The sequence below is a fragment of the Neisseria sp. HMSC055H02 genome (assembly GCF_001813335.1).
Lineage (GTDB): Bacteria > Pseudomonadota > Gammaproteobacteria > Burkholderiales > Neisseriaceae > Neisseria > Neisseria sicca_C.
The window spans coordinates 7664-18402 of record NZ_KV812070.1 but is presented as its reverse complement, the minus strand read 5'-3'; the positions used below and the strand labels follow the sequence as shown (position 1 = coordinate 18402).

The window sequence follows — 10739 nt, the reverse complement described above, 5'->3', positions numbered from 1 at the left end:
TTTAGCTTTAGCGGCTTCTTCCGCAGCTTTATGTTCGGCTTCTGCTTTAGCTTTGGCTGCCTCTTCTGCCGCTTTTCGTTCCGCTTCGGCTTTAGCTTTGGCGGCTTCTTCCGCAGCTTTTCGTTCCGCTTCGGCTTTGTCGTTGCTATCCGCTTTTACGTCTTGATTCTGGTTTTCAGACGACGTTTGTGTTGAATTTACGGAATTTTCTACTTCTTTATGAATATTTTCTTCAGATGCTTCTAAAGCATTATTTGCATCGGCTTGATTACCGGCGGGAGAGGTTGCCATTCTTTCCGTGTGTCCGGATGGATTCGGAATATTGCCCGGTTGGACAATCGGGTAAGTCGGGGTTGGCGCGACAGACGGTGTACCGCCTCCGCCACCTCCTCCACAGGCTGTTAATATCGAAACGGCAATACAGGATAAGATATGGGGGTAAGGTGTTTTCATCGCAATGTTCTCAATTTAAAGTAGTTATGTGAAAATCATTCTATGCGTGTTTCATTTTTATGTCATCTAATTTTTGCGACGAACGGTATCATTTTTAGTTAAACGGTTTATTTTATTTGCATTTTTTTAGTGTAAAATATGCAAAAAGCGTGATAAATGGTCGTTTTTTATACTCAAACGGTATGTTTTTATTGTGTTATAATCCGCGTTTCATACAGGTCGGACAGACAGTCGCCGCGTATCGCGTAAGGCATACGGGGAGGAAAGTCCGGGCTTCGCAGAGCAGGATGCCGGCTAACGGCCGGGCGCGGAAACGCGACGGAAAGTGGAACAGAAAGCAATACCGCCGACGGCCGCCTTCGGGCGGCACGGGTAAGGGTGAAAAGGTGCGGTAAGAGCGCACCGTGCACTTGGTAACAAGGCGCAGCAGGCTAAACCCCATCCGGAGCAAGACCAAACAGAACGCATTGACGCTGCTCGCCGAGCGTTCGGGTAGGTTGCTGGAGTGCATCAGTAATGGTGTGCCTAGAGGAATGACTGTCCGAGACAGAACCCGGCTTACCGTCCGGCCTGTATGTCCCGATTATTGAAAAAGGTCGTCTGAAAACAGAATTCTGTTTTTCAGACGACCTTTTGCTTTTTTAGGTCAATCAGTTTGACAGTTTTTTGATATTACGTTAAAAAAGGTTATGCCATATACGGCTGAAAAATGGGCGGTGCGCAATGTGCCGCAACTGAAAATAAAAGGCGGTTTCAACGCCTTTGGAGAACTTTTATGTCTGACAACTACTCCGCCCGCAAGGGAAAAACCTTCTTCGGGCATCCCATCCAGCTTTCCACCCTGTTCCACATCGAATTGTGGGAACGTTTCTCGTTTTACGGTATGCAGGGTATCTTATTGATTTATTTGTATTACACTGCCGACAAAGGCGGTTTGGGCATGGACAAGTCGCTCGCCGGCGGCATCGTCGGCGCGTACGGCGGCAGCGTTTATTTGTCCACCATCCTCGGCGCATGGCTTGCCGATAGGATTTGGGGCGCGGAAAAAACGCTGTTTATTTCCGGCATCGTGGTCATGCTCGGACACATCGTTTTGGCAATCGCACCGAGTCTCTACGGGCTGCTGTGCGGCTTGGTGCTCATCGCGTTGGGCAGCGGCGGCGTGAAATCGTCGGCAAGCTCGATGGTCGGCTCGCTTTATGAAGCGGACGATATGAAGCCCCTGCGCGATGCCGGATTTTCGATTTTCTATATCTCCATCAACATCGGCGGCTTTTTAGGCCCGCTCCTGACCGGCTTGCTGCAAACCGAGATGGGTTTCCACTACGGCTTCGGCGCGGCGGCAGTCGGTATGGCTTTTGGATTGTGGCGTTACTCCGTTGGGCGCAAACTGCTGCCGCACACGCCTGCGCCCAATCCTTTGCGTCCTGAAAAAGTGAAAACCGCGGTTGCAGTCGGCGTATTGATTGTCTTGATTGTCGGCAGCCTGATTGCGTCAGATACGCTCAATTTGGACAACTTTTCCAAATTCCTGCTCGGTACGGTCATCCTCACCGTCATCGCCTATTTCGCGCGACTGCTCGGCAGCAGCCATGTGTCGTCTGAAAACAAACGCTACATCACCGCCTATATTCCGCTGTTTCTGACCATTTGCCTGTTTTGGGCGGTCTGGTTCCAAGTTTATACCGTGGCAACGGTGTACTTTGACGAAACGGTTGACCGCACCATGGGCGGCTGGACTGTACCCGTCGCCTGGAAAGATTCCATCCAAAGTATGTGGGTCGTCCTCTTCTCCGGCGTGATGGCGGCGATTTGGACAAAAATGGGCAGACACCAGCCGAAAACCCCATTGAAATTCGCGTTGGCGATGCTGGTTGTCGGCGTATCCTATCTTGGATTCGTGCCGTATATCTCGTCCGGCACGCCCATGCCGATCATCGTTTTCGCGCTGATCCTGCTTGCCATCACCATAGGCGAACTCATGATTTCTCCGATTTCGCTTTCCGTTTCCACCAAAATCGCTCCGCCCATGTTCAAAACCCAAATGGTCGCGCTCAATTTCTTAGGGTTATCATTGGGCTTTACTTTGGGCGGCGTGCTGTTTAAAGAAGGATTCAACGATAAAGCACCGCTGGATTTCTACTGGATGCTTTGCGGTATAGGCGTGATAACCGGTGCGGTATTGTTATTGCTTGTTCCCGTTTTGAATAGAATGCTCAAAGGCGCGGATTAAAAACCGCTCTGAGCAAGACATACAAAAGGTCGTCTGAAAAATTTTTCAGACGACCTTTTGCATGAACGCGGTTTGCCGTTCTTGCGTTGGGAACCGTCAAACCAAATGTTCCGCCAAAAATTCAAGGGCGAAGGCGACTGCCTGATTTCTGACGGCCTCTCGGTCTCCGCTGAAGATTTTCATTTGCTCCAACGATTCGGTCGGCGTGGACAACCCGAACCACACCGTGCCGACGGGTTTTGCCGCGCTGCCGCCGCCCGGGCCTGCGATGCCGGAAATACTCAGGGCGTAGTCGGCTTGGGCGACGGCTTTCGCACCGCGCGCCATTTCGTACACGGTTTCGCGGCTGACCGCGCCGTGTTGCAGCAAGGTGTCGGGCATGACGCCGAGGCGTTCTTCTTTGGCTTGGTTGCTGTAAGTAACGAAACTTTGATGAAACCATTGCGAGCTGCCCGCGATGCTGGTGAATGCGCCCGCAAGCAGGCCGCCCGTGCAGGATTCGGCGCAGGTAACGGTTTGTCGGTGTCGGGTGAGGTGTTCGGCGATGGTTTGCAGCGCGGTCATGTGACGTCCTTTCGTTTTTGGGGTTCGGACTTGATTATAGGCCGATTGCGATGAAGATAGGAAAGGTCGTCTGAAAAACTGATTTTCCGGTTTTCAGACGACCTTTTTTCATTCGCGGCAGCAGTGTCGCTCCCGCCCTTACCCCAAAAACTCTTTCAAAAACAGCAACACGCAGGCGAGTTCGTCGGCGGATTCGCGTTGCGTGCCGTTGCCGGTATGGCCGCCGCCGTCCGGAGCGTAGAGCCACGATTGCGGCGAGGTTTCGCGCAGTTTGGCGTAGAACTTGAGCGCGTGGGCGGGATGGACGCGGTCGTCGCTGAGGCTGGTGGTAATGAGCGCAGGCGGATAATTGATGCCGTCTGAAAGATTGTGATACGGCGACAATTCGCCCAGCCAGCGTTTGCAGACTTCGTATTTCTGCGGGTTGCCGTATTCGTCCGTCCAGCTTGCACCGGCGGAGAGCAGCGGATAGCGGATCATGTCGGTCAGCGGCACTTCGCACACCAGCGCGCCTATGCTTTGCGGTTCGCGCACGAAGGCGGCGGCGGTAATCAGGCCGCCGTTGCTGCCGCCCTGCAAACCGATGTGTTGGGGCAAACTCATGCCGCGTTCGGACAAATCGCGCACGACGGCAAGCAAATCGTCGACGCTTTTGTATTTACTGATTCCCTGCGCCGCCTGATGCCAGCGCGGGCCGAACTCGCCGCCGCCGCGTATGTTCGCCAACACGAAGGCGTTGCCCTCTTCCAGCCAGTATTTGCCGATGCTGCCCAGATAATGCGGCAGCTCGGGCACGCCGAAACCGCCGTAGGCATAGACCAGCGTCGGCGTGTCGGGCGCGGCGTTTTTGCTGACGTGGAAATAAGGGATGCGCTCGCCGTCGGACGACACCGCCCAAAACTGCCGCACTTCGATGCCGTCTGAAACAAACTGCTGCGGCTGGCGGCGCATGACGGTCAGTTCCATCACATTCAAATCCAGCGCAAACAGCGTCAGCGGCGTGGTGAAATCGCTGGCGGCAAGGTAAACCACGTCGCCGCCCCAAGGCTGGTCGGTCATTTCCAGCGCACCCGAAGGCAGGCGCGGCAACTCGGCTTCCTGCCATTTGCCGTCGGTAAACCGCCACGCTTTCAGACGGCCTTGCACGTTTTCCAGCAGGCTCGCCACCACAAAACGCTTGGTCGTTTCCACGCTTTCCAATGCCTGCGTTTCATTGGGTGCAAACAAAAGCTGCGCCGCCCCGAGTTCGCCCCTATTCAGCTTCACCGCCACCAGCGCGCCACTCGGATAGCTTTGGTTCGCGCGGTTCCAGTCCTTGCGCAGCGTCAGCAAAAGATGCCCCGCCAGATAGCCGACCACGTCGCAATCGGCGGGCAGGTTCAACGGTTTCGCCTCGCCTTCAGACGACACCTGCAAATACGTCTTGGTGTAAAAACCGTCCGACGCTTCAATCAAATCAATCGGCGAACCCTGCGGATCGAGGTAACGCCACGCGTTCACCATCATCCCGTCTTCGCCGATTTGGTACACCGGCAGGCTTTCCTCGAAACTCTTGCCGCGCTCCACCAGCCACACCTCGCGCGGATAGCCCGATTCGGTCAACTGCCGCTCGTCCCAAGCCGGACACACCCACACGCTGTTTTCATCGCGCCACGACACATGGTTTTTCCCCGCCGGAAAATGAAAGCCGTCCTCGACCAGCCCGCCCGCTTCCAAATCCACTTCCAGCGTATAAGCCGTATCGCCGCCCGATTTGCTCAAAGTCAACAGCGCGCGGTTGGGCTGCTCCACCAAGTGCGACACCCCGCCCAGATACACATCGTCGCCGAGCAGCTCGTCGAAATCCGCCACCGAAAACAGGATTTTCCACTCGGGATAGCCCGAACGGTAGGTCGCCGCCGTACACACGCGGTACACGCCCTTCGGATACTCCGCATCCTGATGGAAATGGTACATCCGCGCGCGGTGTTCCTGACAAAACGGAATCTGCCGCGTGTCCTGCATCTGTGCCAAAATCCCGTCCGACAGCACGCGCGCTTTATCGTTGTCCAAAAAACGCGCACGCGTTTCGGAATGCGCTTCAGCGGCGAAGTTTAGCGTTTCGGGGGCGTCGAGGTTTTCGAAATGGAGATAGGAATCGGGATAGGATTTCATAGAAGAGAGGTCGTCTGAAAATAGCGAAAGCGGGAATTATAGCGGGAAAGCCTTGCAGACAGATGAAAAGGTCGTCTGAAAACGGGGCGGCGGGTTTCACTACCGCTTCCGATACACCGCTTAGCCATCAGCCTTCAAAGCGGGAAACACCAGTTCGGTATCCGTAGAGCTTGGGGAAAGGTCATCTGAAAATAAGTGTGGGAGAGTCCACTACCGTTTCAGATACACTTAACCATCAGCCGTCATTTCCGCACCGGCGGGAATCCAGTCCTGTCGGCACGGAAATCTGTCAGGAAAAAAGGTTTCCTCAATTCCGCATCCTGGATTCCCGCCGGCGCGGGAATGACGGGGCTAAAGGGAATGACGAGACTAAATAAGCTGCTGTATCAAAAGTTTCAGTAGGTCGGATTCTCGAATCCGACGGCTTTGGGGATGGCAGGTTTTTGTCGGATACAAGTATCCGACCTACGGCTACGGCTGTTTCGGCATTGCCGCGCAAACCAACCTACTTATTCGGCGGATTAATCGGCAGCGTCGAGCGGGAGACTTTGACGTCGGGGCATTTTTGCTTCATCCGATAGCGGAACACTTCCGCCTTGCGTTGATTGCCGGTTTTTTCGTAATTCGTGCCCAAAATCACCTCGTCCGCCTGATTCCGTATATCGGCATAAGGGATATAGATGGATTTAGTATCCTTGCAATATTCGATTTCCTCCGAATCGATTGGCTTGATGACCAACAGGCGGAACTCTTCTTCATCGCGGAAGGCGAAGTCTTTAAACAGATAGCGGATGTATTCCAAGGCATCTTTACTTTCGTCACTGACGGCAGATTTGTCCTTGAAAAACCCGATAAGCTCTTCCAACGCTTCTTTTAATCTTTCCAAGCGAAACTGATGCCATCCTTCATTTCCGACGGGTTTCAGGCGGATACCGAATTTCGGTTCTTCTTGAGACGGAAACCATATCCCGCATTTCTTTTCCGCAATATATTCATCTTTGTACGCGATATAGGCGACTTGATAAAGCGGCAGTTTTCCATATTCATCAACTTTGGGCAGGTCGTCTGAATTCTGCCCAGACGTTTCAGACAGACTACGGAATGTAAATGTAGCGGAAATATCCGCGTTTTTCAGCCAATTCCTGTTTTTATTGAACACCAGGCAGCAGCCCGAAGCCTCCACGCCGTCTTCTTTCCCATACAGGCGGAACTGGTTCAAATCGTTGACGCGGCTGGAGAAACAGGTAAAAAAAGCATTGTGGGACGCGCTATCCGACTTGTTTTCCACCCCTAAATCTTGCTGGTTTAGCAAGTCCAGCAAACTCTTGCCCTCGGACGGGTCGTTCATATAGGTAGAGCTGCCAAGCCGCATCGGACTGGCGGTTTCGTTGTTATCAATCCCGAATAATATATGGCATACATGGGGCGAGGTGTAATGCGCCATCGGGATGGAACCCAATTCTATCGGTGTGATATGGAGAACCGCCAACACGGTTGAAACGGCATCTTGCAGTTGTGAAGTTTCGTCTTTGAAAAGTGATTCCTGTATTTCTTGCTTTTTCTTCTCGAAATAGGAATGCCAATCTTCATTTAGGTAATGAATATCTTTTAAACCTTGATAGATTATTTTTTTCCATTCTTTTTTTTCCTCCTCATCCTCATCGCTTAATTGTGATAATTTTTCGTAAGCAGCCAAAAAATTTTCGTTAGCCTGTTTAACAAAGCTTTCTGTGCCTTTACTTCTCTTAATCAGTTCAAGATAACAACTGCCAAGTTGATATTGAATCAAGAATTGCTCTGAAATTTGGTTATTTTTATCTGGAATCTCGCACCAAGCCTGATTCAGCTTTTCAATCGCTTCAACGTATTTTCCATCATTGGATAATAGTAAACTTTCAAAAATCAAACGATTAATATCCATCATTTATCCCTTTATCAAACCAATCCATTAAAAAACGATCAGGCAGAAATTGTACATCATAAATAAGCAAATAACTTACTCCGATATATTGTTTACCGCCTGTGCGGGAATGACGGGGCTAAATAAGCTGCTGTATCAAAAGTTAAATTCCCCGCGATATACCAAAGCTCCCTCTTCCCACACCAAAAGCAGAAAACCGATTCAGTATCCATCCATGTTTATAAAAAGGTCGTCTGAAAACCTAAAAATACGGTTTTCAGACGACCTTCCAATCATCCGCTTTCACCTGTCCGTCCTGACCCGCACAAACGTCGCAAATTTCGGCGTGCCTTTTTGTGTGAAACCGCGGTAGCGGTATGTGATGACCGAGCCGATTTTGGGCGGGTTGTCGCGGTCTTTGTCTTTGAAGCCGCTGCCGATGCGGAATTCGCCGTGTTGGTTTTTGCAGCCGACCGCGCCCAGCCGTCCGGCGTTGCGCCCTTTGCCTTCATAATGCCGCGTTACCGTGCATTCGTCGTCGTATTGGCTTTTCAGTTTCAATAATTGGCTGCTCCTGCCGCCGCTGTAACGCGATTCGGGTTGGCGCAGCATCACGCCTTCGCCGCCCTGCGCTTCGATTTGTTTCAAAAAATCCATCGCGTGCTGCCGGTCGCGCACTTTGGTTTGCGGGATGATGGTGATGGGCGCGTTCGGATGTGTTTTCAGCCATTGCGTCGCGACTGCGAGGCGCTGGTAGAGATTGCCCTGCGCTTTGGGTACGTCGAAAACGTGCAGGCGGATGCCGCGCCAGTCGCCGGAAGACGAGCGCACGGCGGTGGAAATCTGTTCAAACTGTCCGCGCCCGCTATACAGCTCGCCGTCGAGCGGATAGGGCGGGAACTGCGCAGTAAAGCCTTTGGGCGGCGTAAACGCGTAGCCCTGCCTGCTGACCAGTTGCCGCCCGTCCCAATACGCGCGCACGCCGTCGAGCTTCTCGCTCATCGCCCAGCCTGCAATGTCTTGGTCTTTGTATTCCTGCGCCAGCATCAAATCCGCGCCGAGCGCCGTTTGGATGAAAAAAGCGGCAAAAATCGGTATCATGCCTTGCATTGAAGTTCTCATAAACGTTCCAATAATGTGAGTGATTATTTCAAATATAATAATGATACCGCATAAACAGACCGAAGGTCGTCTGAAAACATCGTTTCAACGAAGTTCAAGCCCCCGTCCAACCACTACCCAAGGAATCCCGCCTCATGGCACTTCAAGCCGAAATCATTGCCGTTACCCCTTTCCGCCAAAACTGCACCCTTTTGTGGGATGACGAAACCCGCGAAGCCGTCCTGACCGATGTCGGCGGTGATGTTTCCTACCTCCTGCAAGAGCTGGACGCGAAAAACCTCACCCTGACCGCCATTTGGCTGACCCACGGACACCTCGACCATGCCGGCGGCGTGGTGGAATTGCGGGAACACCGCCCCGTCCCCGTCATCGGCCCTCATGCGGACGACGGTTTCCTGCTGCAAGCCCTGCCCGAAACGACCGCCCAATACGGCTTTCCCGTTTCCCCCGCGTTTGAGCCGACCCACTGGCTGACCGAAGGCGAAACGCTCAAGGTCGGCAGCCACGCCTTCCAAGTCCTGCACATCCCCGGCCACACGCCCGGCCACGTCGTTTTCTACTGCGCCGAAGCAGGGCTGCTTATTGCAGGCGACGTATTGTTTTACGAAACCATAGGCAGAACCGACTTCCCGCGCGGCAACCACGCCGACCTCATCTATAATATCCGCACCAAACTGTTCGTCCTGCCCGAAGACACCCGCGTCATCGCCGGACACGGCAGAATGACCGACATCGGGCATGAAAAACGGCACAATCCGTTTTTTTAAATCCTGAAAGCGAAAGGTCGTCTGAAACACGGATAAGCGTTTCAGACGACCTTTTTAAAAAATTGGCATAAAACTTGCATGGAATCTGAACAAGAAATTAACATTTCGCCTTAGATTTGATTAAACATCAAAATAAACAACCAGTAACGCGATTTTACCCGACCCGGACACACGCTTGCCTGAAGCCGATGTACCATCATTTCCAATTATATCCGTATGAAATTGTTACAAAGTGACAATAAACGGCATCAGCACAAAGGACAGCGTGCGGGTAAATCGTATTTTTCCATGCGGCAGAGGCATAACCGAAGCCGCCAACATGAAAAAGGATTAACCATGAAAACGTCCCGCATCGCCAAAACCGCCCTTTACCTCGCTGCCGCAGCCGTATTGTCCGCCTGCGCCGGCAAAAGCCACGTTAAAGCCGACGGAACGACGGACAACCCCGTCTTTCCGAAACCCTACTCCGTAACCTTCAACAAAAACCAAGGCACCTTCCCGACCGCCGATGAACTCGAACAGATGAAACCGGGTCTGAGCAAAGACGACATCTACAAAATCCTCGGCCGTCCGCACTACGATGAAGGCATGTTCGGCGTGCGCGAATGGAACTCCCTTTTCCACTTCCGCACTCCCGGCGTTCCCGCCAATCCCGACATCGGCTCCGGCGTAGAAGGCATTACCACCTGCCAATACAAAGTCTTGTTTGACAAACACAAATACGCCCGCAGCTTCCATTGGAAAGCCGTCTTCCCGGAAGACGCCGTCTGCCCGCCCGTACAAGAAGTTGCCCCACAACCCGCGCCAGAACCTCAAATCATCATCCGCGAGGTTGCGCCCGAAACCCACCACCGCATCCGCAAATAACAGGAAAACATGCTTAAAAGAATCATCCTCGGCATATCACTGCTGACAGGGCTGAACAGCTTTGCCGCAGCCGATGCCGCCAAAGAATACATGCAACGCAAAAAAGTCATCGTCAACACCGCCAAAGCCGAGCTGTGTTTCACCGACGATGCCCAGTGTTACCCCGTGCTCATCGGCAAAACCACGCCGAAAGGCACATTTGATATGCAGTTGATGAAGACTTCCAAACCCGGCTACGGCGGCGAAATCATCGGCTTCAAGCAGGAAAAAGACTTCCTCTTCGCCCTGCACCGCGTCTGGACGCTCAAACCCTCCGAGCGCCGTATGCAGCGCATCGCTTCCAACGTCGTCTCCGACCGCATCATCACCAACGGCTGCATCAACGTAACCGACAAAGTGTACGACAAATTGCGCCAATATTTTGTTTTGGAAGTGATTTGACGGGTTTCACCATAATATAGCAGGCATGAAAAAGGTCGTCTGAAACTTGAAATTCAAGGTTTCAGACGACCTTTTTATTGACTCGATACATACTTGGAGCAAACCGAACCCGTAGCGTGGGCTTTGCCCACGAAATTTACTGCTTAATAATCTGAATTAGTTATCTGTGTCCGTGTATTCATTTCGCAGGCAAAGCCCACGCTACGGATTGCTTCAACGGCAATCTGTTCCTTCCCCC

7 protein-coding genes, 1 other RNA gene and 2 pseudogenes are annotated in these 10739 nt (G+C 52.5%); 5 read left to right on the top strand and 5 right to left on the bottom strand.

The genetic code is table 11. The features are described from left to right. A pseudogene (locus HMPREF2907_RS12800) lies at positions 1-453 on the bottom strand (transferrin-binding protein-like solute binding protein); the annotation flags it as partial. A 215-nt stretch (positions 454-668) separates the two neighbouring features. Between HMPREF2907_RS12800 and rnpB the strand changes: the two are divergent. Together rnpB and HMPREF2907_RS02140 are read left to right on the top strand one after the other, a co-directional pair. After that, positions 669-1030, top strand: an RNA gene (gene rnpB, locus HMPREF2907_RS02145) — RNase P RNA component class A. A gap of 198 nt (positions 1031-1228) precedes the next feature. Then, on the top strand, positions 1229-2686 hold the full coding sequence (locus HMPREF2907_RS02140) for an oligopeptide:H+ symporter (protein ID WP_070679551.1): 1458 nt from the start codon (positions 1229-1231) through the stop codon (positions 2684-2686). 96 nt (positions 2687-2782) lie between these two features. Here the strand turns inward: HMPREF2907_RS02140 and HMPREF2907_RS02135 are convergent, their stop codons facing one another. The 4 genes and pseudogenes from HMPREF2907_RS02135 to HMPREF2907_RS02120 form a co-directional block, all read right to left on the bottom strand. Further along, a complete protein-coding gene (locus HMPREF2907_RS02135; protein WP_060975714.1) occupies positions 2783-3250 on the bottom strand; it encodes a CinA family protein in 468 nt (155 codons plus the stop codon). A gap of 138 nt (positions 3251-3388) precedes the next feature. Next, positions 3389-5404 carry a prolyl oligopeptidase family serine peptidase gene (locus tag HMPREF2907_RS02130; RefSeq protein WP_070679548.1) on the bottom strand — a complete coding sequence of 672 codons (2016 nt, stop codon included), beginning with the start codon at positions 5402-5404 and terminating at the stop codon, positions 3389-3391. Between the two features lie 505 nt (positions 5405-5909). Then, positions 5910-7187, bottom strand: a pseudogene (locus tag HMPREF2907_RS02125) (sel1 repeat family protein); the annotation flags it as partial. Positions 7188-7607: 420 nt separating this feature from the next. After that, entirely contained in the window at positions 7608-8414 is an 807-nt protein-coding gene (locus tag HMPREF2907_RS02120; RefSeq protein WP_070679545.1) for a DNA ligase, read from the bottom strand. 146 nt (positions 8415-8560) lie between these two features. On the opposite strand from HMPREF2907_RS02120, the gene HMPREF2907_RS02115 reads away from it, so the two are divergent. The 3 genes from HMPREF2907_RS02115 to HMPREF2907_RS02105 all read left to right on the top strand — a co-directional run bounded on the left by HMPREF2907_RS02115 (position 8561) and on the right by HMPREF2907_RS02105 (position 10501). Continuing rightward, positions 8561-9193 carry an MBL fold metallo-hydrolase gene (locus tag HMPREF2907_RS02115; protein WP_070679542.1) on the top strand — a complete coding sequence of 211 codons (633 nt, stop codon included), beginning with the start codon at positions 8561-8563 and terminating at the stop codon, positions 9191-9193. 336 nt (positions 9194-9529) lie between these two features. After that, positions 9530-10060 carry an outer membrane protein assembly factor BamE gene (locus tag HMPREF2907_RS02110; protein ID WP_070679538.1) on the top strand — a complete coding sequence of 177 codons (531 nt, stop codon included), beginning with the start codon at positions 9530-9532 and terminating at the stop codon, positions 10058-10060. 9 nt (positions 10061-10069) lie between these two features. Continuing rightward, a complete protein-coding gene (locus tag HMPREF2907_RS02105; protein WP_070679535.1) occupies positions 10070-10501 on the top strand; it encodes a L,D-transpeptidase in 432 nt (143 codons plus the stop codon). The last annotated feature ends 238 nt before the right edge of the window (positions 10502-10739 follow it).

Coding starts and splice junctions, on each gene's coding strand:
- HMPREF2907_RS02140 (WP_070679551.1), top strand. CDS start 1,229: ATGTCTGACAACTACTCCGCCCGCAAGGGAAAAACCTTCTTCGGGCAT.
- HMPREF2907_RS02110 (WP_070679538.1), top strand. CDS start 9,530: ATGAAAACGTCCCGCATCGCCAAAACCGCCCTTTACCTCGCTGCCGCA.
- HMPREF2907_RS02130 (WP_070679548.1), bottom strand. CDS start 5,404: ATGAAATCCTATCCCGATTCCTATCTCCATTTCGAAAACCTCGACGCC.
- HMPREF2907_RS02120 (WP_070679545.1), bottom strand. CDS start 8,414: ATGCAAGGCATGATACCGATTTTTGCCGCTTTTTTCATCCAAACGGCG.
- HMPREF2907_RS02105 (WP_070679535.1), top strand. CDS start 10,070: ATGCTTAAAAGAATCATCCTCGGCATATCACTGCTGACAGGGCTGAAC.
- HMPREF2907_RS02135 (WP_060975714.1), bottom strand. CDS start 3,250: ATGACCGCGCTGCAAACCATCGCCGAACACCTCACCCGACACCGACAA.
- HMPREF2907_RS02115 (WP_070679542.1), top strand. CDS start 8,561: ATGGCACTTCAAGCCGAAATCATTGCCGTTACCCCTTTCCGCCAAAAC.